The organism is Labrenzia sp. PO1, assembly GCF_012273635.1.
Lineage (GTDB): Bacteria > Pseudomonadota > Alphaproteobacteria > Rhizobiales > Stappiaceae > Roseibium > Roseibium algicola.
The window spans coordinates 119,342-143,886 of record NZ_JAAXCR010000006.1; the positions used below are offsets into that span (position 1 = coordinate 119,342).

Here is a 24,545-nt window from a genome sequence, read left to right on the forward strand (position 1 = left end):
ATCCTCCCAAACCGCGACAAAGGGGCCACCGTCAGATGGTGACACCTCCATCGACCAGAAGTGCCTGCCCGGAAACGAACCGGCTTTCGTCGGACAACAGGTAGACGATCATCGGCGTCATATCGTCGACGGTTGCCAGACGGCCCATGGGCTGCCGGGCGATGAAATTCTTTTCCGCTTCCACCGGGTCCGGTGCTGAAGCAATGCGGCCGCGCAAGGACGGAGTATCGACAGTGCCCGGGCATAGCGCGTTGCAGCGAATGCCTTCCTTGACGAAATCCGCTGCGACGCCCTTGGTGAGGCCAATTACGGCTGCCTTGGTGGCGCCGTAGGCGGTGCGCATCGGAAAGCCTTTGATGGACGATGCCATCGACGACATGTTCAGGATCGATGCCGTGCCGGTTGCCTTGGCGCGTTCGCGCATGCCCGGCAGGAAAGCTTGCGTCATCCGGTACATGGAGGTGACGTTCAGCTCGAAGCTGAAGGCCCAGTCATCTTCGGTGATATCGAGGACAGTGCCGTTGTGAACGAAGCCCGCACAGTTGAAGAGCCCATCGAGCGTCGGCAGTTTTTTTGCCAGGGCGTCAACCGCTGAGCGATCACAGACATCCAGTTTGTGGATCTCGATACCGGGGCATTCGCCCGGGAGCGTCGACAGCGTTTCCTCGTTGATGTCCGCGGCGTAGACCTTTGCGCCTTCCCTGGCGCAGGCAATCGCGCTTGCACGGCCGATACCCTGCCCGGCTGCCGTCACCAATATTGTTTTATCTTTCAAGCGCACTGAAATCCTCCCGAAAGTCCGCTCATCGTCACAACGTTCTGCCGGATGCGGCTACATCACCGCACCGATCTGCCACGGCACGAACTCCACTCCGCCGAAGCCGAGTTCCTCGCTCTTCGATTGTTTTCCGGAGGCAACGGCGATGATCATTTCGAAGATCTCCTCGCCCTTGGCTTCCAGACTGACATTGTCGGAGATCACGTCACCGCAATTGATGTCCATGTCTTCCGACATCCGGCCATACATCTCGCTGTTGGTGGCGAGTTTGATGCAAGGGGTCGGCATGTAACCGGACACGGAGCCGCGCCCCGTCGTGAAGACGATTATATTGGCGCCTGAGGCGATCTGACCTGTCACCGAACACGGATCGAAGCCTGGGCTGTCCATGAAGACGAAACCCTTCTTGTCGACGGGTTCGCCAAACTTGTAGACGTCCACAAGGGGGGCAGAGCCTCCCTTGGCCGCTGCACCAAGAGACTTTTCCAGGATTGTAGTCAATCCGCCGCGCTTGTTGCCGGGCGACGGATTGTTGTCCATCTCGCCGCCATTGCGGGCAGTGTAGTCTTCCCACCAGCGCACACGCTCGATCAGCTTCTTGCCGACATCGACGGAAACCGCCCGGCGGGTCAGAAGGTGCTCCGCGCCGTAGATCTCCGACGTTTCGGACAGGATCGTGGTACCGCCATGACGGACCAGAAGATCGGAGGCAATCCCGAGTGCCGGATTGGCAGTGATGCCGGAATATCCGTCCGAGCCGCCGCACTGCATTCCGACGGTGATTTCGGAAATCGGCACCGGCGTGCGCTCGGCCTTGTTGGCAAGTTCGGCAAGCGCCCGCAACTCTTTCAGCCCGGCTTCAATGGTCTTGCGCGTACCGCCGGTCTGCTGAATGGTCATGTAGCGCAAATCGCCATCAGGGCGGATCTTGCGGTCACCGACGAGATCGGCAATCTGCATGACCTCGCAGCCAAGACCGATCAGCAGGATGGCCGCGAAATTCGGATGCTGGGCATAACCGGAAAGCGTCCGGAACAGCGTCGCGTAACCTTCGTCCTTGCCGGACATGCCGCAGCCGGTTCCGTGAACGATTGGCACGATGCCGTCGACATTCGGAAACTCGTCCAGCAGACCGGACTTCTCGGCAGCCTCCGCAATGAATTTTGCGACAGACCCCGAGCAGTTCACCGAGGTCAGAATGCCGATGTAATTGCGCGTGCCTGCTCGCCCCGTTTGCCGGCGGTAGCCGAGAAAGGTGCGCTCTTGCGTTGCGGGCTCAAGCGGGATCGAGGCTTCGGCGTGCTGATAGTCCTGGCTGTGATCGCCCATGCCGAGGTTATGAACATGGACATGCTCCCCCGGCTTGATGTCTGACTTCGCCTGCCCGATGATTTGACCGTACCGAATGACGTTTTCGCCAGCGGAGATCGGCTTGCGGGCAATCTTGTGGCCACGCATGACCTGCCCGGATAGCGGACAGTCAACATGGGCAACGCTTGCGCCGGCCGCAATATCCTGAAGGGCGATGACCACATTGTCATCGGCATTCAGAAGGATCGAATTGGCATGAGGCTGCAACACGTCTCTCTCCCCGCTACGGCCGCTACGGTTGGTCCGCCTTGTCATTTCAAGATGACAAGACCCTTCTCAACCCGCTGACATCAATCAGCTTTTCACTCTTCTCCGAGCTCTCTCCATGGAGCGTCGGCACGGCCGGTCTTTCTTCACGATTAGCTTGACAGAGTAACTGTGTCAACTAACATGTTAGCATTCAATCGAGTTGACAATGTCCCTGACCAACGAACAAGATTTTCCCGAGATCACCCTGCCCGACATTGGCAAACTGTCCGGCTCGCTCGCACAGCGTGTCTATGAGGCGCTGCGCTCGTCGATCCTGGCGATGGACCTGCCGCCGGGCACCCTTCTCAGGAAACAAGTCATCTGCGAACAGCTTGGTGTCTCCCGCTCGCCGGTGACGGAAGCGATCACCCGGCTAGCAGGCGAAGGCCTTGTCGAAGTCATTCCCCAGTCCGGCTCCCGCGTGACCAAATTCTCCATGTCGGAAATCCGCGAGGGCGCCTTCCTGCGGGAAGCCATCGAACTGGCGGCGGTTTCCAAGGTGGCGGCGGAGCGCACCGAAGAGCAGTTGACGGAGTTGAACCGCAATTTGCGTCTGCAGGCTCTTTGTCTGGAAGATCACGACGAAACCGGCTTCTACCGGGAAGACGAGCGCATGCACGAGCTTATCTTCTCCTTCACCGGCTACCCGAAGCTCCACAGCCTGTCTGCCACCGGGTGGATGCAGGTCAACCGGGCACGGCAATTGCTGTTGCCCATGCGCGGCAGAGCCTTTGAGGCCTATGACGAGCACCGGGTCATCGTGGAAGCAATCCGCGACCGCGATCCGGAACGGGCACGCCAGGCAATGCAAAAGCACCTGAGCGAACTTGTCACGCGCCTGGAACCGCTCGCCGAGACCAGGCCGGACCTGTTCGACTGAAAACCTGGCCCGTGGCCCGACACCAGACCGCAGATCATGCGGCGTTCAAACTGATCCTGAGGAAACATCCAGAGGAAACACATGACCGCCTTGAAAACACAGCGGCTGAACGACAGAACCGCAAGACTGATCGATCTGACGGAGATGGGGTTTGGCGGCGCGCCGCTCGGCAATCTCTACCGCAAGGTTTCGGAAGAAGATGCCCAGGCTGCCCTTCAGGCGGCCTATGACAACGGCATCCGCTACTTTGACACAGCGCCGCAATACGGCTTGGGCCGATCGGAAATGCGCTTTGCCACTGCCATCAAGCGTTTTGGCCGCGAGAACATCCAGCTTTCCACCAAGATCGGCCGCCTGCTGCTGGATTGCGAGCCGCACGAGGTGACCCCGGAAGCCTTTGTCGATGTGCCGCAAAAGCGGATCGTCTTCGACTACAGCTATGACGGCGTCATGCGCAGCTACGAGGCAAGCCGTCAGCGACTGGAGGTCGCCAACGCGGACATCCTTTTCGTGCATGACGTCTGCGCCTTTTCGCAAGGCTCTCAGGAAGCCAGCGATGCCCGCGTCCGCGAGCTTTTCGATCTTGGCGGCTACAAGGCGCTTACCGAGTTGAAAGAGGCCGGGGACGTTGCGGCCATCGGCGCAGGGGTAAACGAGTGGCAGGTTTGCCAAAAGCTGCTCGGCCTTGCCGATTTCGACTGTTTCCTGCTTGCCGGCCGCTACACGCTTCTGGAACAGGACGCCCTTGAGAGCTTCCTGCCGCTTTGCGAGCAACGGGACGTCGGCATCATTCTGGGCGGGCCCTATAATTCCGGCATTCTGGCAACCGGAGCCGTTCCCGGTGCGAAATACAACTACGCCGATGCACCGCCGGAGATCCTTGAGCGCGTGCGCAAGATCGAAGATGTCTGCCGCAGCCATTCAGTGCCGCTGATCGCGGCCGCGCTGCAGTTCGTGCTTGGACACCCAAGTGTGAAGACCGTCATCCCCGGCGCAGTGAACGCGGCCGAGGTTGAAGCCAATATTGCTCTCTTGAAGACCGATATCCCTGCCGCACTCTGGTCAGACCTCAGGTCTGCTGGTCTGATCCGCCCCGATGCCCCCTTGCCGAGCGAGACTTCCCATGTTGCGTAACCTTCCCCCCATCCTGAGCCCCGCGCTGCTTTATGCCCTCAGAGCCATGGGGCACGGCGACGAGATCGCCATTGTCGACGCCAATTTCCCGGCGGAAAGCTCCGGTCCCGATTGTGTTCGTCTCGATGGCATATCGGCAACAGACACGCTGAAGGCGATCCTGTCGGTTATGCCGCTCGACACGTTCGTCGCCGCCCCCGCCCGGACGATGCAGGTGGTCGGTGATCCGGACGCGGTGCCGGAGATTGTCGCCGAGTTCCAGACCATCATTGATGACACCGCCGACAAGCCGGCCAGGATTTCAACGCTGGAACGCCACGCCTTTTATGAAGCGGCCAGCCATGCCTTTGCCGTTGTCCAGACAGGCGAGAACCGCCTCTACGGCAACATCATTCTGACCAAGGGCATTATCGAGCCATGACCTGCAGACATCACGTGCCATCCAGCCCCTTCCTTTAGCTTCAGGCGCACTTAGACTCGCCGCCCCGGCGTCAATCCATTCACCTTCTCGATGATCGACGCGGCGTCGATACCGAAATGGCGGTAGAGATCGCCAATCGTACCGGTCTGGCCGAAATGTTCGACACCGAGCGGGATGGTCTGGTGGCCGGCAACACCGCCAAGCCAGGCGAGCGTTGCCGGGTGGCCGTCAATCACGGTGATCAGTTTGCAATGACCGGGCAGATCGCCCAGCAGTTGCTCGATATGGGACCTGGCGGCCGCGTTGCCACGAGACCTTGCTCTTTGCGCCGCCGTCCAGCCCGCGTTGAGGCGGTCGGCGGACGTCACGGCAAGAACACCGACATCCCGCCGGTTACCGGCGAGTTCTCCCGCCGCCTTGATGGCTTCGGGCGCAACGACACCCTGATAGGCGATCACAACTTCGCAGTTGGGGCCGGGTTTGCGAAGCCAGTAGGCACCGTCAATGGCGCCCTGGCGGAAGGCATCGTCGGCCCGTTTGACGGGCTGTTCGATCGGGTTGGTCGACAGGCGCAGATAGACGGAGCCGCCGGTCTCGTCGCGCAGCCAGGTGCGTTCGTCCGGATCGCCCTCGCCGTCGCGCTGCAGGTAATCGAAAGCCCATTCCATGATCACGGCCAGTTCGTCGGCAAAGGCGGGTTCGAAAGCGGCCAGCCCGTCCTGGCTCATGCCGATCAACGGTGTGCCGATGGACTGGTGCGCACCGCCTTCCGGCGACAGGGTCACACCGGATGGCGTACCGACAATCATGAAGCGGGCATCCTGATAGCAGGCATAGTTGAGCGCATCGAGCCCCCGGCAGACAAAGGGATCATAGACTGTGCCGATGGGGATCAACCTTTCGCCAAAAAGCGAATGAGAAAGACCGGCAGCGCCCAACAGCAGGAACAGGTTCATCTCGGCGATGCCGAGTTCGATATGCTGGCCTTCCGGCGTGAACTCCCACTTCGCAGTCGAGGGAATCCTGTGCTCGATGAAGGCATCCGCCATGGCCTTGCGGGCGAAAAGCTTGCGCCGGTTGACCCAGGGACCAAGGTTGGTGGTGCCGGTGACATCCGGTGAGGTCGTAACGATACGCTCGGCCAGTTTGCTGTCGCCCTTGGAGAGATCATCCAGCACCTTGCCGAAGGCCATCTGGGTGGAAATATCCCGGTCGGAGGCAAGCTCGATGGCAGGTACGGCGATCTTGTCGTCAGAGAAACGGCGGGTGCCTTTGGCAAAGAACGGCACCTGATCCAGAAACGCCTTCAGCGCTCCAACATCCGGCACTGTCGCGAAGGGCTCCCATTCCTCGCCTTCCGCAACGCCCATGTGTTTCTGCCACTCGGCCATCTGGGTCTTGTTCATCAGGCCGCCGTGATTGTCCTTGTGGCCAGCAATCGGCGTGCCCCACCCCTTAATGGTATAGGCAAGGAAGCAGGTCGGCTTGTCATGATCGATGGCGGCGAAGGCTTCCGCCATGGTCTCGGTGCAATTGCCGCCGAGATTTTCCATGAGATCCGCCAGTTCATCATCCGAGCGGCGGTCGATCAGCGCGGTGACATCGCCCTGATCACCCAGGTCGTCCATCAGGCGTTTGCGCCAGACGGCTCCCCCCATGAAGGTGAGCGCGGAATAATCCTGGTTGGAGCAATCGTCGATCCACTGGCGCAGCTTGTCGCCGCCGGGTTCGGCAAAGGCCGCGCGCTGCAAGACCCCGTATTTGACCCGGACCACCTGCCAGCCGAAGGCATCGAAGATTTTCTCGACCCGATCAAAGAGCCCCTCACGAACGATCCCGTCGAGCGACTGGCGGTTATAATCGATGATCCACCAGCAGTTCCTGAGATCGTTCTTCCAGCCCTCCTGAAGGGCTTCATACACATTGCCTTCGTCGAGTTCAGCATCGCCGACCAGAGCGATCATGCGGCCGAGCGGCTTGTCGCCCGACCAGCTTTTGGCCGCAATATAGTCCTGTACCAGCGACGCGAAGGAGGTAATCGCAACACCGAGCCCAACCGAACCGGTGGAGAAATCGACATCATCGATGTCCTTGGTACGCGAAGGATAGGACTGAACGCCGCCGTAGCCGCGGAAGTTTTCCATCTTTTCGCGCGCCTGATTGCCCATCAGGTACTGGATCGCATGGAAGATCGGCGAGGCATGCGGCTTGACCGCCACCCGGTCTTCCGGCCGGAGAACAGAGAAGTAGAGCGCTGTCATGATCGAAACCATGGAAGCTGAACTTGCCTGATGCCCGCCGATCTTGATGCCATCCACCTTCGGACGCACGTGGTTGGCGTGATGGATCATCCAGTGCGACAGCCACAACAGGCGCTGTTCGATGGTCTTCAGGTGTTCGGTGCTCATGGAGGCGTTCCCGTTAAGTGCGTACTTGCCGTTACTCTAGCTTCGGGCTAGAACCGGTTTCTTGCTATTTCCTAATCTTTTCGGCTAAGTCTTGGAGAGTTTCACCAAGAATGAGGCCTTCCTTGGCGATTTCCGACACGCTCGACACATTTGATATCCAGATCCTGCGGGAGCTGCGCCAGAACGGCAGAATTTCAATTCAGGATCTTTCCGAACGTATCGGCCTGAGTGCGACACCGGCAGCCCGCCGCCTGAGGCACCTGGAAGACCGCGGCATCGTGACAGGATATTGCGCGCTGATCGACGAGGTGAAGCTCGGCTACGAGGTTTCGGTATTCGTGTCCGTTCAGCTCGACAAGCAGATCGACGTCACCCTGGACCAGTTCGAAGCCGCCATTCAGGCGTTTCCGGAAGTCGTTGATTGCTGGCTGATGACTGGCAACCGGGACTATCTCCTGCGCGTGGCAACCACCGGGCTCGCCGCCTTCGAAACCTTCCTGACCGGAAAGCTGACCAAGGTGCCTGGTGTCGCCAACATCGAAAGTTCCATTCCACTGCGGCGGGTGAAATCCGGTGTCGCACGGACGCCGTGATCTGGACTGTCCGCCACGTTCCCCGACTCTCACTTCCACCGCTTCCTCAGGATGAGGTTGAGAGGAGGAGAGGATCTAGTGGTCTTTGGAAAAACCTGGGCGTTGACTGAGTTTAGGCTGCCGCCGCAACAGGCACTTGCGGCATGGCCTGCGCCATATCTTCCAGGATGTCGTCGAGGTCTTCCAGGCCGACGGACAGGCGCACGAGGCCGTCGCTGATGCCGTGGGCGGCGCGCTCTTCCGGGGTGTAGGTGGAATGGGTCATGGACGCAGGATGCTGGATCAGCGTCTCGGCATCGCCCAGGGATACGGCCCGCTGGATCATCTTCAGGCCATTCATCATGGAAATACCAGCTTCCAGACCACCCTTCAGTTCAAAGGCAATCATACCGCCCGGCTGGCTCATCTGCCTGTTCGCCAGTTCGTGCTGTTCGAAGCTTTCAAGTCCCGGGAAGTAGACCTTTGAGACCGCCGGATGGTCTTGCAGCCATTCTGCGACTTTCTGCGCGGACGCACAGTGCCTGTCCATACGCAGGGCAAGCGTCTTCAAACCGCGCAGGATCAGCATGGCACTGAACGGGGCCATCACCGCACCGGTCATGTCCTTCATTCCGACGAGACGGATCTCCTGGATCTGGTCGGCCCGTCCGGCAACCAGACCGGCCACGACGTCACCATGACCACCCAGATACTTGGTGGCCGAATGCAGAACGAGGTCGGCGCCAAGTTCGATCGGGCGGGTGAGATAAGGCGTGGCATAGGTGTTGTCGACGATTACCGTCGCACCGGCCTCATGGGCGATTTCCGAAACGTGGCTGATGTCGACAAGGCGCATGTTCGGGTTGGCCGGGGTCTCGAAATAGACAACCCGGGTCTTGTCGGAAATGACGGTGCGCAGGTTTTCCGGATCGGTCAGGTCCACATGGGTGATCTTGATGCCGAACTTGGTCAGGCCATGGCGCATATAGGCAAAGGTGCAGCCGTAAAGGGTTTCGTCGACGATGATCTCGTCCCCCGGTGCTACGAGCGTCCAAAGGGTCGCGGTGATCGCGCCCATGCCGGAAGAAAGCGCGAGACCGGCTTCCGCTCCTTCCAGATCCGCAATGCGGCGTTCCAGAAGGTCCAGCGTCGGATTGGAAATGCGGCTGTAGATATGCCCTGCCCGCTCGCCCGCGAACATCTCGCCGCCGGCTTCCGCCGTCTCGAATACGAAGGTGGAGGTCAGATGCAGCGGTGGCGTCAGAGATCCCTCGTTTTCAAGTGGATTGTAAGCGAGGTGGATCGCACGGCTGGCAAAACCCTTGTAGGCACTCATGGCTGTCTCCCTGATTTCAGCCTGAGCAATATGATCTAATCATAAGGGTGATAGATTTCAAAATATGTCAGTGCTAGCCTTCAGATTAGCATAATCTGCCAATCGAGCTTCAAATGGACAAGAAAGACAGACAGATCATCCGTGCGCTGCAGCGGGATGGCCGCATGACCAACCAGGACCTGGCGGAAGCGGTCAACCTGTCGCCCTCGCCCTGCTTGCGCCGGCTCCGGAACCTGGAAGCCTCCGGGGCAATCAAGGGGTTTTCGGTGGATGTGGATGCTGCCGCCTACGGCCTGCCGATCACCGTCTTCGTCCGCATCCGGTTGGAGCGACACAACGAGGAGGATGTGCGCCGGTTCGAAAGTCGGATGCAGACCATCGAGGAGGTTCTGGAATGCCACGTGCTGACCGGCGCGATGGATTATCAGCTGCGCGTGGTGGTGTCGGATCTTGAAGCCTATGAGACCTTCATCCGCAACCGCATTCATCCGATCGGCGGCATTGCGTCGATCGATACCAGTTTCGTTTATGGCACCGTGAAGAAGACGGCGGTGTTTCCACCGCTCGCCTGACCTGACGGCAATGTTGCTATTCCTGCCGGAATTTCACTGGCGGCGATTTCTCCGGCAACAGTCCGGACCGGAAACGCTGCAGCACCACCTGCAGAAGCAGACCCACCAGCAGCATGCGGATGAACGAACTGCGGGTCGCCCATTCCGGCGGCAGGCGGTTGGTGAAGATTTCCGTCACGGACCAAAGCGTCCAGATGGTCAAGGCGCCAAGGATGGCCCCCCTGTTGTTGCCGGAACCACCGGCCATCAGCATCACCCAGACAAGGAAAGTCACCAGCAGCGGATCGGTGGCCGTGGGCGACAGGAAGCGGAAATAATGAGCTGACAGGCCACCGGCGATCCCCATGATGGCGCAACCGATGACGAAGGTCTGGATCCTGAATTTCTCGACGTTCTTGCCGACGGCCGCCGCAGAAGCCTCGTTGTCGCGGATCGCACGCAGGCTGCGCCCCCACGGGCTGTCGTGCAGGCGCGAGGCTGCCAGATAGACCAGCAGCACCACGAACCAGACAAAGCCGAGAAACACAATGTCCCCCATGCGCCCAGTGGTGAGGTCCGCCAAAGGCCTTGGAATGCGGGACAGGCCCAGACTGCCGTTGGTGAGCCAGCTTTCGTTGACGATAACGAGCCGCAGGATCTCGGCGATCCCGATGGAGGCCATCGCCAGATAGTCGCTCTTGAGACGTACGCAGATCTTGGCCACCGCCCAGCCGGCAAGCCCGGCGAGTATCGCAGCCCCGATCAATCCAATCGGCACAGGCAGGCCAAAGCCCCCGAGATGCTTGGACGAGGCCGCGGTTGTCAGGATCGCCGAGGTATAGGCTCCAACACCGTAGAATCCGGCGATACCGGCATTGAAGAGGCCACCCATGCCCCATTGTACATTCAGGGCAAGGCACAGGATTGCGTAGATACCGCCCAGGATCAGAAGACTGACCGCATAGAAAAAGAGACCGGTGAGTTCCATCAGAGCAACCTCCCCTTGAAGAGGCCCTGGGGCCGGAAGATGAGCAGGCCGATCATCAGGACGAAGGCAACCGCCGTTTTGTAGGACGGGGAGATGAGCGCATCGTCACCGATCCAGTGATAGGAAGAAAGTTCCTCGGCCAGGCCGATGATGAAACCACCTGCCATGGCCCCCATCGGCTTGCCGATCCCACCCAGAATGGCGGCGGCAAACATAGGCATCAGCAGGTTCCAGCCCAGATTGGGGTGAGCACTGGTGTTCAAAGCGGCAAAGGTTCCGGCGATCGCCGCCAGAGCCGCGCCGATGATCCACGTCCAGCGAATGACCTTGGCGGTATCCAGACCGGAAACTTCGGCCAGTTCCGGATCGTCGGCAACTGCCCGCATGGACCGGCCGGTTCTTGTGACGGTCAGGAAGTAGTGCAGAAGCACGGCAATGATCGCTGTCGAGATCACCGCCTGCAGATGCAGCACCGACACCCGAAAGGTATCGAACAGGACCAGCGGCGGTTTAACGCCTGTCGAAAACACCTGGTTTTGAGAACCCCAGACCAACTGAACGATCGAACGGAAGACCAGCGCAATGCCGAAGGACGAGATCACCGTGTAAATGGTCGGCAGCTCGCGCAGTGGCTTGTAGAAATAGCGGTCGACCAGCAGTGCCGAGACAATCGTGAGTGCCATGCCGAAGGGGATCAGCAGAAGCGGATTGACCGGGACGATGGCAGCCATGGCCAGCACACCGTAAGTGCCCAGGGTCATGAGATCGCCGTGTGCAAAATGGGCAAAGCGCAGGATGCCGAAGATCATGGAAATCCCGACAGCGCCAAGCGCGTAGATGCTGCCGATGGCCAGCGCCGGGAACAGATAGAAATTCACGAACTCGATCATGCAGCCGCTCCCCCGAGGAAGAGGCGACGCACGTCTTCATCCGCCAGCAGCTCCTTGCCGGTTCCGCTGGCATAGTTTCGTCCGTTCACCAGGATATGGCCGTGATCGGCAATCTGCAGAGCCTGGCGGGCATTCTGTTCCACCATCAATATCGTGATCCCGGTTTTGCGGATGTCGAGAAGCAGATCGAAGATCCGCTCCAGATAGGCAGGCGACAGACCGGCTGTCGGCTCGTCCAGCAGCACCAGCTTCGGGTCGCTCATCAAGGCGCGGCCCATGGCAACCATCTGCCGCTGTCCACCCGAAAGCTCGCCAGCAGGCTGCTTCAGCTTGTCCCGCAGGTCGGGAAACAGGGAGAGCACACGTTCGCGCGTCGCCGCTTTATCCTTTGGTGGAGCTGCATAGGTTCCGACATCAAGGTTCTCGTCTACGGACATGGTCGCAAAGACGTTTTTCGTCTGAGGCACTGCCGAAACACCGAGCGGAACAAGAGCGGACGTCTTGCAGCCCGCCAGTTCCTTCGCGCCAAGTTTGATCGACCCGGCGGAGACGGTGGTCAGTGCGAAGATGGTTTTAAGCAAGGTCGACTTGCCGGCGCCGTTCGGTCCGAGAATGACCGCGATCTCGCCAGGCTCAACGGTCAGTGAGACCTCTTCGATGATGGGCGGACCGCCATAGCCGGCGCTGACGTTTGTGACGGAAAGTCGCTCGGTCATAGCTGCGCCTCGTATTTTCCGCCGCCGAAATAGGCTTCGATCACACGTTCGTCGTTACGCACGTCTTCGACCGAACCTTCTGTCAGCAGCGTGCCCTGCGCCATGACCAGCACGTGATCGCACAGCTTGGAAACGTAATCGAGGTCATGCTCGATGAGACAGAAGGTCAGGCCCCGCTCCCGGTTCAGCATCAGGATCTTGTCCGCCAGCTTGGACAGAAGCGTGCGGTTGATGCCGGCACCGATCTCGTCCAGCAGGATGATCTTCGGGTTGCGCATCAGGGCGCGGCCGAGTTCGACCAGCTTCTTCTGACCACCGGAAAGATTGCCTGCCTTCTCGTCGATGACATGGTCCAGTTCAAGCAGGCGGACAGTGTCCCGCGCGGTCTCATAGATTTCCTGCTCCTCGGCCTGGTAGTGGCCGCGGCGGAAGATCACGTTGAAGACATTCTCGCCTTCCGGCGCCGAGGCAGACGCCATCAGGTTTTCGAGAACCGAGAGATGCCCGAATTCGTGAGGTATCTGGAAGGTGCGTGCGAGGCCTGCCTTGGCCCGTTGATGGGGTTTGAGCGCAGTTATGTCCTTCCCGTCCAGAAGCACCCGGCCGGCACTGGGCCGGATTGCACCTGCAATGACGTTGAAGGCGGTTGTTTTTCCCGCACCGTTCGGCCCGATCAGGCCGGTGATGCGGCCTGCGCCGATCTTGAAGCTTGCATGGTCAATAGCCCGCAAACCACCAAAATCGACGCAGATTTTGTCCAGCTCAATCACGCTGTCGCCTTATCGGCTTATTCAACAATTTCGACTTGCTTGTAGCCGTCGCCGTCCACGACGAACTTGCCGATGTAGCCACCGACATCGCCGTTTTCATCGAACTCCGCAGAGCCGCTGGCACCGTCGTAATCGATGTCCTTGCCTTCCTTGATCAGCGCAATCGCCTTTGCCCATTCACCCGGGCCGACTTTCTCGCCCGGAGCCATCGCAACTTCCTTCAGAGCTTCGGCAATCTTTGCGCGGTCAGTCGAACCGGCCTTTTCAACAGCCAGCAGTGCCAGGAAAGTTGCGTCATAGGTCTGGTCGACAAAAGCCTTGTCGGCACCTTCGCCAAATTCGGCGTTGAAGGCATCATGCAGAGACTGCTGGGCCGGGTTTTCAGCCGGAGACGTCGGTGAGGAGAAGAACGAGGTCTTCAGGGCATCTGCGCCAACGTTCTGGATCAGCAGTTCGTCACGAAGACCATCCGTGCCGATGAATTTGGTGAAGAGGCCACCTTCAATGGCCTGACGGACGATCTTGCCGCCGCTGTCGCCGGCATAGGCGATCACAACCAGCGCCTCGGCATCCCCCTTTGCCAGGCTTGCAAGTTCCGAACGGTAGGAATCCTTCTTTTCTTCGTGCTTCGCCTCGGCGACGATTTCACCACCGGCTTCAGTGTAGGCATCGATGAATGTTTCGCCGATACCGACGCCATAGTCATTGTTGACGAAGGTGAGCGCGACTTTCTTGATGCCTTCGTCCATCACCATCTTGGCGAGGATCTCACCCTGATAGTTGTCTGAAGGCACAATGCGGAACACCAGTCCATTGTCTTCCAGGAAGGTCATCGCCGGAGAGGTCGCGGTCGGCGAGATTTGCGGCACGCCCGCCGGAATGATTGCAGCTTCTGCAGCGGCAATGGTGGTGCCAGACATGAGCGAACCCATGATGATCGGCACGTTTTCCACGTTCACCAGCTTCTGGGCAGCGTCGACCGCGCCCTGGGCGGTGCCGGTGGTGTCACCGTAGACGGCAACTGCCGTGCCACCCAGCAGACCGCCCTGCTCGTTCACCTGCTTGACCGCGAGATCGGCTGCATTTTGAAGCGGCGGAATGAAATTGGCGATCGGCCCAGTGATGTCCATCAGGATACCGATCTTGGTGTCGTCCGCCAGTGCGGCGGTGCCCGTGCCCAGCAACGCTGCTGCGGCCACAATTGTCGTCAATTTTCTCATGCTGTCATCCCCTCATGGCTTGACCTTGAACTCCTGCACAGCCTGTTCTTTCCTCCTCGACAGGCTTTGTCTTTTCAGTCGCGCAGGACCTCCGTTTCGAACCGGCCCGGCAGGCTGACTTCCAGCAGTTCCAGGTCGGCAGTTGCTTCCGCGTATCGCGTCGCCATGTTCGGCGGGATCACGAAGGCGTCTCCGGCAGACAGGCGGTAAGGATCTTTGCCTTCGCCCTCCAGGGTCATTTCGCCTGCCAGCACAAAGTTGAATAGAATATCGCAGTCATGACGCGTCCAGGGAGAGGCCTCCCCGACCGGACGAGCCACCATAACAGATGCCACGCCTCGGGTGTTGTCACAGATGGTGGTGTCGCGTGCCTCAAAACCCGGAATGCGGAACGGTTCAAAAACGCCGTCCTGTGCCAGGCTGTGCACGAATTTCTGTCCTTGCCACTCCCGATCCGGCCGCTCATGGGGCGTCGGCAGGGTCATCTCGTGGTCGATCTCGGTAATGTGCTCGGCTGGGACGCCGATCTCGATCACCTCGATTCCTTCGGCTGCGTGCATCACGCGGTGACGGATTTCCGGCGGCTGGATGAAACAGTCACCAGCCCTCAGACGGCGCATGCCGCCCTGATCTTCATAAAGAACATCGACCCACCCGTGGACACAAAAGATCAGCTGAAACCCGACCTTGTGGAAGTGAACCATGTCCGGAACCGGTCCGTCCGGAACCCGGATATGCGAGGCGATCATGGCGCCGCCGAGCCGTGTCGGCACAAGATCCCGATAGGACATGCCCGCCCGGCCGATCACCCATGGGGCCTGGTCTGCCAGACGGCGCACCACGAAGGCGTGCTCGGTTTCAGGCATCACCAGCGGTGGATTGAGTTCGTCGATTTCGACACGTGTCCCGCTCGGGGAGACCAGCAGGCGCTCACCATCTGCAAATTCATCCGGATTTTCCGTCAGAATTCGCAGCGTGCCTGGTGCTTCGCTTGCACCCTTTTCTACCCGCACGCGCAAGCCGTGACCGGAGAACACCGCAATTTCCGGGCTGTCGGCCGGATAGATCATGTCCAGCCGCATGTTCAGCTTCTTGGTGAAGAACGGCAGGTCCTTGGCAAGGTCCTGGGTCGGTAGTCTGACTTCCGCGCGGGTTTCCGTCATGTCCTGTCCATCGCTCCCTTTACCCCCGCTTCAGCCTGCCTGTGCAGAGGATGTTGTGTTCAGATTGCCGGCATCCTCATGTGCTGCGAGGTAGGCCGCCTCCCCTTCAAAAACGAACCGCAGGATCCGGTCGCTTGCGGCAACCGCGTCCCGGCGGCAGAAAGCCTGATAAAGCTGGGTGTTACCGGCAACGATCAACGGATGGTTCGCCTGATGGGCAAAGGTCATCAGGCGAACGGCCTGCACCTGGGTCATGTAGCGCTGCAGCGCCTTGCGCAACGAAACATTCGGCACGGCGGCAATCCAGCTGTTGCGGAAAATCTCGCAGGCCCGATGCAAATGCTCGGTATCCCCCGCCGCCATAGCCGAACCCGCATCCTTGAGGATGTCGTCCAGTCCCTTCAACTCGTCTTCCGACAGGCTGAGCGCTGCCATGGCGGCTGCCCGCGGCTCAAGAAGACGTCGCAGATCGAAAATTTCCAGAATTTCCCGGTGGTCGAGACGCGGCAGCACAAAGCCCCGCGTTGTCGGTTCCAGATAGCCTTCATGGGCAAGACGCATCAGGGCATCACGGGCCGGCATGCGGGAAACGCCGAATTCGGCCGCCACGGCGGTGTCGACAAGGCGGATATCCTGACCAAGCTCTCCACGCTGGATACGCCCCATGAGCAGGTCGTGGATCTGTCCGCTGGTGCTTTGTGCACCCGATGTGGAGGCGGTTGATTTTCCTGCTGTCACCGGCAAGCCTCCCTTGTCACGAACCGCGTCACCACGGCAAATCCGTATACAGAACAATTCAAGCCTAAACAGACACTCAGCCTATTCAACCCATTTTCAGGCATTTGAAAAGTCCTTTAAGCTTGAACTATCTCAAAAACTGTATACGAATATTCCGGTGACGGTCAATAGCGTGTTTGAGACGGAAACGGTTCTGTTTCAGCACCCCGATTGACTGAAGGAAACGACATTTCGGGGGACCGCATGACGACCAGGGAAGACGGCTACTTCCTCTATCATTCCATCGGCCAGTATCCCGGCAAGGAAGCCGGATTGAGCGCCGCGATGGCGGAGCTGGCTGCCGTCTGGAGTGCTCCGAACGATCAGCAGTGGCCCTATCTGCTCGGCAAGCGCGGAGAGTTCATCGATTACTGGCGCGCGATCATCGATGCACCCGCCGGGTCCGCCACGACCTGCGAGAACGTGACCCAGGGCGTCGACATGGTCATGCGGGCGCTGCCGGACGGCCTGCTGCGTGGCCGCAAGGTGCTGGTGGCCGCAGACTGTTTCCCTTCCAACCACTTTCTTCTCACCCGCCTGCAGGAACGGCTCGGCTTCGAGCTGGTAACCGTGCGGGCCCGTCAGGGTGCAAATTTCGTCGCTGACGAAGACATGATCGCCGAGTGGGATCGCGATGTCGCGCTGTGCCTGATCACCTGGGTCAGCTCCACAACCTCAAGACGCTCGGATCTGGAAACCCTCGTTGACCATGGCCGCTCGATGGGCAGCATCATCGGTGTGGACATCACTCAGGCCGCAGGACTCCTGCCCTATTCGGTTGAGGCGCCGAACGTGGATTTTGTGGTCTCGACCAGTCTGAAATGGATGTGTGGCACGCCTGGAGCCGGTATCTTGTATGTCCACCCGGACCTGATCCGGGATTGCAGGCCGGAGCTGTGCGGCTGGTTCAGCCAGGACAACCCGTTCAACTGGGACATCGACGCCTTCGAATATGCCTCTGACATCCGCCGCTTCGACAACGGCACGCCGTCGATCATGCCTGCGGCCGCCTCTGTGCCCGCCCTCAAGTGGCATGCCAGCGCCGACAGGGAGTCCATCCTGCGCAGCAACCGGCACCTTTGCGGCATCCTGATCGATGGCGCGGATGACCTTGGCCTGAAGCTGCTCACACCGAGATCAGAAGAAGATCGTGGCGGCAGTCTCATGTTCGGACTTGCTTCGCCAGAACAAGCCGTGCAGGTGCTGACCCATCTGCGTGGTGCCGGATTTTCCGCAGATACCCGCGGCGCAACCCTCCGGCTCTCCCCCGGCATCCAGACGAGCGAAGACGCCACACGCGAAGTCGTGGTGGAACTGGCGAAGGCACTGGCAGGATGAGCCGGGAGGCCGTTTCGCCGGAGCCAGCACAAGCGGCCCATCCTTCGAGACGGCCTGACGGCCTCCTCAGGATGTGGGTGTCGGTGTAGCAGCCCGGAAAGTCGTTCCTCTGAACTCGAACTCGTTCCCGCCTCATCCTGAGAAAGTGCGGAACGCTGTCTCGAAGGATGGGCTGCAAACTCCGCCCGACCCTAAAACGCCCGAAGTATCGCCCCGCCTGCTTCGTCATCAATCTCACGAGAACCGGTCTTGAAGCCCAGTTAATCTGGAAATGGGTCCCCCCGGGACCCGCTATGCTCGCCAGGGGGATAATCGAGGGGTATGTCCCTTCATTGAGTTCCGGGACACCCTTCCTTCAAGCGAAGCTCTCAACCGTCTTCAGCGCCCCGTCGAGATCCGTGCCCTTTTCATCCTTGAGGGCAGCTTCGCGCAGGCGGGCAACCCATTCAGGACCATCGTTCCGGTTTTCCACCATCCTTGCGCCGGCCAGCACCTTGTCGAATTTCGACAGGCCGCGTGCATGGGTGTCGGAATAGCCCTTGATAAGCCTGCGGCAGCGCAGGGTTTCCACGGCCATGGCATAGCGGTCCGGCAGGTAACCGGAGACCATCTTCAGCCAGCTTTCCAGATGATCCTGCTCCATCCGGTGGCGCAAGGTCTTGCGGCGCCAGCCGCGCAAACCACCAAGGAAATAGAGCATTGCAAAGCCGCGCAGGCTATCGGTGCGGATGCGGCGGCCACGATTGAACCAGCGGTCGATGCGGTTCATCCAGACCGGATCGTTCTCCATCTTCCGGCCCATCTTTTCCGGCAGCAAACCGACGATTTCTTCCGCACGCGGGTGAAGATAGTCGGTCAGGTGCATCAGCTTGCCGTCCTTCACCTGCATTTCCGTTTCAATCCGGTCGAAACGCTGCGACCGCGTCTTCAGGTCAGCAACCCGAATGACATCGTCATAGGCCATCGCATTGGCGATGTACTTGGCAGCCTCGCGGGAGAGCTCGTAATCCTTCTCCGCGCTATCCCGGCTGACGAGACTTTCCAGCCTGCCGAGATACTCCGCCCCATAGTCGGTATCCTGGAAATCGACGACTTTCTGCAGCCCCGCCCGTGCCATCTCGCGAACAGGCTCCGGCAGAGCCGCGACCTTTGCTTCCAGAGATGCCCAGGCCTTCTGCGCCATATCCGGCCCGGCCGGTCTGACAATTTCCTGCCTGGCCGGTTTTGCGGCTTCAACCTTCGGCTCTTCGCCATTTTTCGCCAGATCGTAACCTGCGGCGAAAGCCCTGAGGCTTGCCTCAACGCCCTTGCCGCCAGCGCGAATGGCCTCTTCAAAAGCCGCCCGTTCGAAGGGCAAAGCACCGGAGCCAGCCAGTGCGCCAAAAAGCGAAGCGGAAATCACGGATCCGACTTTCAGGGCAGCCGTATCCATATCAGCCAGAACAAGCTTCTGTGCTGCCAGTTCAGCTGCCGCTTTTACCTCCTCCGAGGACGCCATGCCGTCGCCCGGCACGGTTTTCTCGGAGACCGCAAGCATGCGGTGAGTCGAAGCGATCAGCGTGGTGCGATCGGGGGTCACGAAACCGCGAATGATCGCACGCCCGGCCTCCATCATTTCCGCGGCAATGATAATGTCGACATCGCCAGCAGATGGTGCGAGCGAAAAGACGGGGGCCGCGACATCGCCCGGCGCCATCTCCATGTAGTAGATGGTCGCACCGGTTCTCTGGGCGACACCGGCCACGCTCGTTGCCTGGCAATGATAGCCTTGTGACCTGGCCAGGCCCTCGATCCAGTTGGTCAGAACGCCGCCGCCCTGACCGCCAACGGCCAGGATGGCGAGTTTGATGATCCCTTCGAGCGCCGGATCTGCCGGTCTGGCTTCCAGTGGCAATGAAAGCGACATCACACGCCCTCCCCGGTAAAGGTCAGACGGGAGCCGGCCCGCCGCGTCTGCAGCCAGGAAATGATCCTTGTGCGAAGCCCCGCATACCAGGCTTCAAAGCCTGTCGGGTTGTGAACCACTTTCGCTTCATAGAAGGACGGACACAGGATGGCGGCGTCGGCGACTTCGCCGCAGTTGCCACAGCCCACGCAGGACTGGTCGATATGTGCGACAGGATCATCCCGCAGCGGGTCATCGAGTTTCTTCAGTGAAAGCGACGGACACCCGGACAGACGGATGCAGGCGTGATCGCCAGTGCAGACGTCCTGATCGACGCCGAACCGCGGCACCTCGACCCGCTCGCCGCCTGCAATCGCCTTGTTGCGCTGGGGCTTTTCCCGGCGCTGGCGGTTGAGCATGCATTCGGAGGACGCGACGATCACCTTCGGACCATTATATTCGGTGGTCAGTGCCTCGCGAATGGTTTCGCGCATCCGGGTGACATCATAGGTCCGGTCGATCTGCCGGATCCACTTGACCCCCGCTCCTTGCAACGCCTTGGTGATCGGGTTGTTTGTCGACTTGGTCTTGTTCTTCGCCCGGCTGGAGGGAATGTCCTGTCCCCCGGTTGCCGCCGAATAATAGTTGTCGACGATGATCGCGACGCTGTCGGACTTGTTGAACACCATGTTGCCGATGGAAGTGCTGAGGCCGTTATGCCAGAAGCCGCCATCGCCGATGATCGAAATTGCGCGCCTCTCGCCGCCACCGTCAAAGGCCGCGTTCGAGGCCGGCCCAAGGCCGTAGCCCATGGTGGAGCCGCCAATTTCGAAGGGCGGCAGGCAGGCAAACAAATGGCAGCCGATATCACCGGTGATCTGATGCTGGCCAACTTCCTGCTCCACCATCTTCAACGAGGCAAAGATCGGACGTTCCGGACACCCGGTGCAAAAACCCGGCGGACGGATCGGCACGGTCTTGGAAAGATCCGGCAGTTCCGGCTTGGGCGCGTTTGGTGCCAGCACCTTGCCCGGCAGAAGCTCGGGCGCGTACTGGCGAACGAAGGTATCCAGACCGTCGAGCATGATCTGGCCGGTGTATTCACCCGCACGCGGGAAAATACCCTTGCCTTCCAGCTTCGTCGTCCGGCCTTCCTTGTAGAGCATCGCCCCGAGCTGCTGCTCGATAAACTCCGGCTGGCCTTCCTCGACCATCAGCACGGCTTCCTTGCCGGCGCAGAATTCAAGCAGTTCGGATTTCACCAGAGGATAGGTGACGTTGAGCACATGAAGCGGGATGGATGTGTTCCCGCTGATATCGGCAAGTCCTAAGCGTTGCAGCGCCCGGATGACACTGTTGTAGATGCCGCCGAGACAGACGATCCCGACCTTGCCCTCTTCCGGGCCGAAATGCTCGTTCAAACGATTTTCCCGAATGAACTTTTCAGCGGCAGGCCAGCGGTTGTCGATCTTGTCATGCTCATGCGCATAGGACATCGGCGGCAGGACAACGCGCTTGAAATCGCGCATCGGACTGGAGAGCGCGTCGCGCACGGACAGCGGCGGCGGAACGTTGTCCCGGGTTTCGAACCGGCCAGTGACATGGCAGGAGCGGATGCGCACCATCAGCATGACCGGCGAATTGCTGGCTTCCGACAGGGCAAAGCCGTCGCCAACGGATTTGACGATGGATGCCAGGTTCGGGCGCGGGTCGAGCAGCCAGAACTGGGATTTCATGGCAAAGGCGTAGGAACGCTCCTGCATGATGGAGCTGCCTTCGCCGTAATCTTCGCCGACGATGACAAGCGCACCGCCGTTGACGCCGGACGAGGCCAGATTGGCGAGTGCATCGGATGCGACATTGACGCCGACAGAGCCCTTGAAGGTGACGGCACCACGAATGGGATAATGCACGGAGGCAGCCAGCATGGCGGCGGCAGCGGCTTCCGAGGCATTGGCCTCGAAACGGATGCCGAGTTCACCCAGAAGATCCTCCGCATCGGCCAGCACATCCATCAGATGGGAGATCGGCGCCCCCTGATAGCCGCCGACATAGCCGACACCGTTTTCCAGGAGTGCCTTGGTGATGGCCAGAATACCTTCACCCGTGAAGGTGTCTCCTGTTCCCTTGCGAAGATGCTCTACCTCAGCCTTGAACGACCTTTCGGCCATCGGCCCCTCCTTACGCGATCAACTCATATCGGGTGCTTGCGCACGTTCTTCAAAATTGCCTGCAACGTGGCGACGAAGGCCCGCTGGTCCGCGTCGCTGATGCCCTTGAACATCTGCCGGTACGCACCAGCCAGATGCGGCCAGAGCTGCTCATGCGTGTCGCGCCCCTTGGGCGTCAGATGAATGCGGACGGCACGGCTGTCGTCCTTGTCGGCAACGCGCCGGACAAGCCCGTCCCGTTCCAGTGCGTCCAACGCCCGGCTGAGCGTCGACACTTCGACGACGGCATAAATGGCAAGTTCCCGGATCAGCAGGCCGTCGATCACGGACAAGACGGCAAGCGTACGCATCTTCGGCGTCGTCAGGCCCAGATTGGCCATTTCGTCACGCAGCGCCGCGTTGTAGCGGCCCATGATACGGTTCATCAGATAGGGCGGGAAATTCTCCAGCCCAATTTCGCCAAGCCGCTGCACACGTGCTTCTTCCGTGATGACGTCCGTCCGATCCTCGTTGCTCATGCACCCATCCATTTCGCCAGATTGTAGCCGGACCCGCCACCGAGCCCCGGCCCCGGATGGGTCGAAGCGCCGATCATGTGCAGGTTCCGGATTTGGGTGGCGCTATTAACGGAATGAGCAAAGGGGCGCCAGATGAAAAACTGATCGATGCTGCAGGCCCCGCCATAGGGATCTCCACCGACCAGATTGATATTGATGTCGTTCAGATCCGCTGGCGAATAAGCCCGCCGTGCAAGCTTGATCTGATCGAAGTTGCGGATATGCCGCTTCAGGATTTCTTCAAGCCGGTCGGCAAAGGCCTCCCGGGTTGCTTCGGTCCATTCCGGACCGGTCTCTATCTTGCGCGCGGCGTCGCCCTTGATCCTGCGCGGAGCGTCAGGGATCTGAAGCCACAGGACCCCCTTGCCTTCCGGCGCCCTTGAGGGGTCCAGACGATGCGGCTGGCCAACACATATCGTGGGAACTTCAGGCAGAAGGCCCCGCTCGGCCTCGTTGGCGGACTTGGAAACACTGTCGATGCTGTCCGCAAGATGGATCAGCGCAACATCCTCAAGCCCTTCGACGATCCAGTCCGGGTCACCGTCCAGCGCATAGTGAAGCTGGAAATTGCCGCGACCGTAGCGGTATTTCTGCGTGGCTTCCGGGAGTGCTTCCTGTTTCAAAAGCCGCTGATAGAGCTGCGTTGGCGTGACGGAGGCAATCACCGACCGCGCCTTGATGGTTTCACCGCTTGCCGTTTCGACGCCGACCGCCTTACCGTCCTTCACCAGGACACGTTCGACATCGACACCGGTGCGGATCTTGCCACCCTTGGCCTCAATCAATTTTCGGAACGCCTCCGGCACGGAGCCGGAGCCGCCCTTGGCCACTGGTGCGCCGGCAGCTTCCAGCGCAAAAGCAATCACCCGGCCCATCTGACCCGAATAGGTACTTTCCGGCGTCAAGCCTGTGTGCAGAACCCAGGGCGCCCAAAGCGCCTGCAGGGTTTCGCTCCGATAGCTTCCTTCCAGCCAGCCGCGAGCCGGCTGCAGGCAGGCACCGAGCCATGCCTTCAACCCGCCAAGACCACGTTTCCAGGCTTGGGCGAGCATCAGGCGCGCCATCTTGCCGGACCAGAGCGGGCTGCCCAGCAAGGCAAACAGAAACTCCGCGTCGGCCTCGATACCGCCGACGTCGGCCGCATGCTGCTTGCCGTCGCCTGCCGCGAAGGCTTCGAAGGCGGCAATGTTGGCCGCGCGGTCCATCGTCAGCTTCAGCGTCTCGCCTCCCGGCCGTAAAACGGCGGTCGGATGCGGCGTGTGGCAGAATTCAAGACCATGCCGGCCAAGATCTTCCGCCAACTCCGCATAGGCAGGTGAGGTTATGAAAAGAACGAAGGTGGCCGCCATCACATCGTGCCGGAATCCAGGCAGCGTGATTTCCTCTGTCCGCATACAGCCGCCAAGGACGTCTGAGCGTTCCAGAAGCAGAACCGGCTCCCCTCTGCGCGACAGCATTGCTGCCGCGACGAGGGCATTTATACCGGAGCCGACGATTACGTGCGGAGCGGCCATTTCGAGACGCCTCAGGCTTTCGGAACCAGAGCCAGTGCCCGGATGGGGCTACCAGTGCCGCGTTCGATTTTCAGCGGAGCGGCAATCAGGATCGCCCCCTTCGCCGGCAGCTTGTCGAGATTGGCAAGCGATGCCAAACCGAAGCAATTGTCCCTGTGCAACAGGTTATGTGCCGGGAACGGCGGCTCCATGCCACCGGCCTGACCGGCATCAGTGCCGATGCACTGGCTGCCCCAGCCTACGATCTTCTTCGACAGCAGATATTCAATCGCATCCGGTGTCGGTCCGGGGCTGTGCGGGCCCGCTTCGTCGGCATTGAGGAACGCGGCTTCATCGCCGGCGCGTTTGTCCCAGTCGGTGCGCATCACAACCCACTCACCTGCACCGATCTCGCCGTGCTCGGCTTCCCAGGCCTTGATCAAATCCGCAGTCAGCAGAAAATCAGGATCAGCAGCGCTTTCCTTGGAGCAGTCGATCACATTGACCGGGGCTATCAGACGCTGCACATCCAGTGTGTCCGTAAAGCCGTCGCTGTAGTCCTTCCCGGTAATCCAGTGATGTGGCGCATCGAAATGCGTTCCGGAGTGCTCACCCAGAACCATCCAGTTCCAGGCGAAGAAGGGACCGTCAGCGTCATATTCACTGATCTTGTGGATCTCGACCTTCGGCGTATTCTTTGCAAAATCAGGCGGAAGTTGCAGGATCGGCGTATTCGGACCCAGAACGCCCGTGCAATCCACCACTTCCACTTCTCCGGACAGGAGTTTAGCTCCAAGCCCGCTGAGCGCGCTCTCTGCAGACATAATCGTTCCCTCTGTACCTCTGTGGCCTGTCGGCTCGTTATCACAATTCAATG

Annotated in this window: 22 protein-coding genes; 6 read left to right on the top strand and 16 right to left on the bottom strand. The window is 60.1% G+C overall.

What is annotated here, in order from left to right; genetic code table 11:
- Positions 1 to 31 precede the first annotated feature (31 nt).
- Together HCG46_RS25815 and HCG46_RS25820 are read right to left on the bottom strand one after the other, a co-directional pair.
- A complete protein-coding gene (locus tag HCG46_RS25815; protein ID WP_353621842.1) occupies positions 32 to 787 on the bottom strand; it encodes an SDR family oxidoreductase in 756 nt (251 codons plus the stop codon).
- Between the two features lie 45 nt (positions 788 to 832).
- Positions 833 to 2,359, bottom strand: a complete 1,527-nt coding sequence (locus tag HCG46_RS25820) for an altronate dehydratase family protein (protein WP_152507088.1) — start codon at positions 2,357 to 2,359, stop codon at positions 833 to 835.
- 205 nt (positions 2,360 to 2,564) lie between these two features.
- Here HCG46_RS25820 and HCG46_RS25825 point away from each other — a divergent pair, with 205 nt between their 5' ends.
- From HCG46_RS25825 to HCG46_RS25835, 3 genes are all read left to right on the top strand, one after another.
- Positions 2,565 to 3,278 carry a GntR family transcriptional regulator gene (locus tag HCG46_RS25825; protein WP_022997690.1) on the top strand — a complete coding sequence of 238 codons (714 nt, stop codon included), beginning with the start codon at positions 2,565 to 2,567 and terminating at the stop codon, positions 3,276 to 3,278.
- Between the two features lie 81 nt (positions 3,279 to 3,359).
- Positions 3,360 to 4,412, top strand: coding sequence for an aldo/keto reductase (locus tag HCG46_RS25830; RefSeq protein WP_168687869.1), 1,053 nt, complete (start codon positions 3,360 to 3,362; stop codon positions 4,410 to 4,412).
- A complete protein-coding gene (locus HCG46_RS25835) occupies positions 4,402 to 4,833 on the top strand; it encodes an RbsD/FucU domain-containing protein (protein WP_168687870.1) in 432 nt (143 codons plus the stop codon). Before HCG46_RS25830 ends, HCG46_RS25835 begins: the two co-directional genes overlap by 11 nt.
- A gap of 50 nt (positions 4,834 to 4,883) precedes the next feature.
- Here HCG46_RS25835 and HCG46_RS25840 read toward each other — a convergent pair whose 3' ends face one another.
- Positions 4,884 to 7,241, bottom strand: a complete 2,358-nt coding sequence (locus tag HCG46_RS25840; protein ID WP_168687871.1) for a 1-deoxy-D-xylulose-5-phosphate synthase N-terminal domain-containing protein — start codon at positions 7,239 to 7,241, stop codon at positions 4,884 to 4,886.
- Positions 7,242 to 7,351: 110 nt separating this feature from the next.
- Between HCG46_RS25840 and HCG46_RS25845 the strand changes: the two genes are divergently transcribed.
- A complete protein-coding gene (locus HCG46_RS25845) occupies positions 7,352 to 7,834 on the top strand; it encodes an Lrp/AsnC family transcriptional regulator (protein ID WP_022997694.1) in 483 nt (160 codons plus the stop codon).
- 112 nt (positions 7,835 to 7,946) lie between these two features.
- Here HCG46_RS25845 and HCG46_RS25850 read toward each other — a convergent pair whose 3' ends face one another.
- Positions 7,947 to 9,149, bottom strand: a complete 1,203-nt coding sequence (locus HCG46_RS25850) for a methionine gamma-lyase (protein WP_168687872.1) — start codon at positions 9,147 to 9,149, stop codon at positions 7,947 to 7,949.
- A 113-nt stretch (positions 9,150 to 9,262) separates the two neighbouring features.
- On the opposite strand from HCG46_RS25850, the gene HCG46_RS25855 reads away from it, so the two are divergent.
- Entirely contained in the window at positions 9,263 to 9,721 is a 459-nt protein-coding gene (locus tag HCG46_RS25855) for an Lrp/AsnC family transcriptional regulator (RefSeq protein WP_055659083.1), read from the top strand.
- A gap of 16 nt (positions 9,722 to 9,737) precedes the next feature.
- Here HCG46_RS25855 and HCG46_RS25860 read toward each other — a convergent pair whose 3' ends face one another.
- From HCG46_RS25860 to HCG46_RS25890, 7 genes are all read right to left on the bottom strand, one after another.
- On the bottom strand, positions 9,738 to 10,688 hold the full coding sequence (locus tag HCG46_RS25860; protein WP_022997697.1) for a branched-chain amino acid ABC transporter permease: 951 nt from the start codon (positions 10,686 to 10,688) through the stop codon (positions 9,738 to 9,740).
- Complete coding sequence (locus HCG46_RS25865; protein ID WP_022997698.1) at positions 10,688 to 11,578, bottom strand: branched-chain amino acid ABC transporter permease; 891 nt, start codon at positions 11,576 to 11,578, stop codon at positions 10,688 to 10,690. The genes HCG46_RS25860 and HCG46_RS25865 overlap by 1 nt, the downstream gene beginning before the upstream one ends.
- Complete coding sequence (locus tag HCG46_RS25870) at positions 11,575 to 12,294, bottom strand: ABC transporter ATP-binding protein (RefSeq protein WP_022997699.1); 720 nt, start codon at positions 12,292 to 12,294, stop codon at positions 11,575 to 11,577. Before HCG46_RS25870 ends, HCG46_RS25865 begins: the two co-directional genes overlap by 4 nt.
- On the bottom strand, positions 12,291 to 13,064 hold the full coding sequence (locus tag HCG46_RS25875; protein WP_022997700.1) for an ABC transporter ATP-binding protein: 774 nt from the start codon (positions 13,062 to 13,064) through the stop codon (positions 12,291 to 12,293). Before HCG46_RS25875 ends, HCG46_RS25870 begins: the two co-directional genes overlap by 4 nt.
- A gap of 17 nt (positions 13,065 to 13,081) precedes the next feature.
- Positions 13,082 to 14,284 carry an ABC transporter substrate-binding protein gene (locus HCG46_RS25880; RefSeq protein WP_022997701.1) on the bottom strand — a complete coding sequence of 401 codons (1,203 nt, stop codon included), beginning with the start codon at positions 14,282 to 14,284 and terminating at the stop codon, positions 13,082 to 13,084.
- A gap of 74 nt (positions 14,285 to 14,358) precedes the next feature.
- Positions 14,359 to 15,447, bottom strand: coding sequence for a cupin domain-containing protein (locus tag HCG46_RS25885; RefSeq protein ID WP_022997702.1), 1,089 nt, complete (start codon positions 15,445 to 15,447; stop codon positions 14,359 to 14,361).
- Positions 15,448 to 15,477: 30 nt separating this feature from the next.
- The gene (locus HCG46_RS25890; protein ID WP_209009632.1) at positions 15,478 to 16,185 is read right to left on the bottom strand and encodes a GntR family transcriptional regulator; all 708 of its coding nucleotides are present in this window, start codon (positions 16,183 to 16,185) and stop codon (positions 15,478 to 15,480) included.
- A 243-nt stretch (positions 16,186 to 16,428) separates the two neighbouring features.
- On the opposite strand from HCG46_RS25890, the gene HCG46_RS25895 reads away from it, so the two are divergent.
- On the top strand, positions 16,429 to 17,562 hold the full coding sequence (locus HCG46_RS25895) for an aminotransferase class V-fold PLP-dependent enzyme (protein ID WP_168687874.1): 1,134 nt from the start codon (positions 16,429 to 16,431) through the stop codon (positions 17,560 to 17,562).
- A gap of 355 nt (positions 17,563 to 17,917) precedes the next feature.
- Here HCG46_RS25895 and HCG46_RS25900 read toward each other — a convergent pair whose 3' ends face one another.
- The 5 genes from HCG46_RS25900 to HCG46_RS25920 are packed head-to-tail and all read right to left on the bottom strand — an operon-like array spanning position 17,918 to position 24,492.
- A complete protein-coding gene (locus HCG46_RS25900) occupies positions 17,918 to 19,468 on the bottom strand; it encodes an indolepyruvate oxidoreductase subunit beta family protein (protein WP_168687875.1) in 1,551 nt (516 codons plus the stop codon).
- The gene (locus HCG46_RS25905) at positions 19,468 to 21,618 is read right to left on the bottom strand and encodes an indolepyruvate ferredoxin oxidoreductase subunit alpha (protein WP_168687876.1); all 2,151 of its coding nucleotides are present in this window, start codon (positions 21,616 to 21,618) and stop codon (positions 19,468 to 19,470) included. The genes HCG46_RS25900 and HCG46_RS25905 overlap by 1 nt, the downstream gene beginning before the upstream one ends.
- 23 nt (positions 21,619 to 21,641) lie before the next feature.
- Entirely contained in the window at positions 21,642 to 22,136 is a 495-nt protein-coding gene (locus HCG46_RS25910; protein ID WP_022997707.1) for a MarR family transcriptional regulator, read from the bottom strand.
- Positions 22,133 to 23,689, bottom strand: a complete 1,557-nt coding sequence (locus tag HCG46_RS25915) for an NAD(P)/FAD-dependent oxidoreductase (RefSeq protein ID WP_168687877.1) — start codon at positions 23,687 to 23,689, stop codon at positions 22,133 to 22,135. The genes HCG46_RS25910 and HCG46_RS25915 overlap by 4 nt, the downstream gene beginning before the upstream one ends.
- 11 nt (positions 23,690 to 23,700) lie before the next feature.
- Entirely contained in the window at positions 23,701 to 24,492 is a 792-nt protein-coding gene (locus HCG46_RS25920) for a cyclase family protein (RefSeq protein WP_031268066.1), read from the bottom strand.
- Positions 24,493 to 24,545 lie beyond the last annotated feature (53 nt).

Excerpts from the sequence above, each read along its gene's own strand:
- HCG46_RS25900 (WP_168687875.1), bottom strand. The coding sequence starts at position 19,468 with ATGTCGCTTTCATTGCCACTGGAAGCCAGACCGGCAGATCCGGCGCTC.
- HCG46_RS25850 (WP_168687872.1), bottom strand. The coding sequence starts at position 9,149 with ATGAGTGCCTACAAGGGTTTTGCCAGCCGTGCGATCCACCTCGCTTAC.
- HCG46_RS25885 (WP_022997702.1), bottom strand. The coding sequence starts at position 15,447 with ATGACGGAAACCCGCGCGGAAGTCAGACTACCGACCCAGGACCTTGCC.
- HCG46_RS25835 (WP_168687870.1), top strand. The coding sequence starts at position 4,402 with ATGTTGCGTAACCTTCCCCCCATCCTGAGCCCCGCGCTGCTTTATGCC.
- HCG46_RS25830 (WP_168687869.1), top strand. The coding sequence starts at position 3,360 with ATGACCGCCTTGAAAACACAGCGGCTGAACGACAGAACCGCAAGACTG.
- HCG46_RS25905 (WP_168687876.1), bottom strand. The coding sequence starts at position 21,618 with ATGGCCGAAAGGTCGTTCAAGGCTGAGGTAGAGCATCTTCGCAAGGGA.
- HCG46_RS25920 (WP_031268066.1), bottom strand. The coding sequence starts at position 24,492 with ATGTCTGCAGAGAGCGCGCTCAGCGGGCTTGGAGCTAAACTCCTGTCC.
- HCG46_RS25865 (WP_022997698.1), bottom strand. The coding sequence starts at position 11,578 with ATGATCGAGTTCGTGAATTTCTATCTGTTCCCGGCGCTGGCCATCGGC.
- HCG46_RS25825 (WP_022997690.1), top strand. The coding sequence starts at position 2,565 with ATGTCCCTGACCAACGAACAAGATTTTCCCGAGATCACCCTGCCCGAC.
- HCG46_RS25845 (WP_022997694.1), top strand. The coding sequence starts at position 7,352 with ATGAGGCCTTCCTTGGCGATTTCCGACACGCTCGACACATTTGATATC.
- HCG46_RS25870 (WP_022997699.1), bottom strand. The coding sequence starts at position 12,294 with ATGACCGAGCGACTTTCCGTCACAAACGTCAGCGCCGGCTATGGCGGT.
- HCG46_RS25860 (WP_022997697.1), bottom strand. The coding sequence starts at position 10,688 with ATGGAACTCACCGGTCTCTTTTTCTATGCGGTCAGTCTTCTGATCCTG.
- HCG46_RS25915 (WP_168687877.1), bottom strand. The coding sequence starts at position 23,689 with ATGGCCGCTCCGCACGTAATCGTCGGCTCCGGTATAAATGCCCTCGTC.
- HCG46_RS25855 (WP_055659083.1), top strand. The coding sequence starts at position 9,263 with ATGGACAAGAAAGACAGACAGATCATCCGTGCGCTGCAGCGGGATGGC.
- HCG46_RS25895 (WP_168687874.1), top strand. The coding sequence starts at position 16,429 with ATGACGACCAGGGAAGACGGCTACTTCCTCTATCATTCCATCGGCCAG.
- HCG46_RS25910 (WP_022997707.1), bottom strand. The coding sequence starts at position 22,136 with ATGAGCAACGAGGATCGGACGGACGTCATCACGGAAGAAGCACGTGTG.
- HCG46_RS25880 (WP_022997701.1), bottom strand. The coding sequence starts at position 14,284 with ATGAGAAAATTGACGACAATTGTGGCCGCAGCAGCGTTGCTGGGCACG.
- HCG46_RS25840 (WP_168687871.1), bottom strand. The coding sequence starts at position 7,241 with ATGAGCACCGAACACCTGAAGACCATCGAACAGCGCCTGTTGTGGCTG.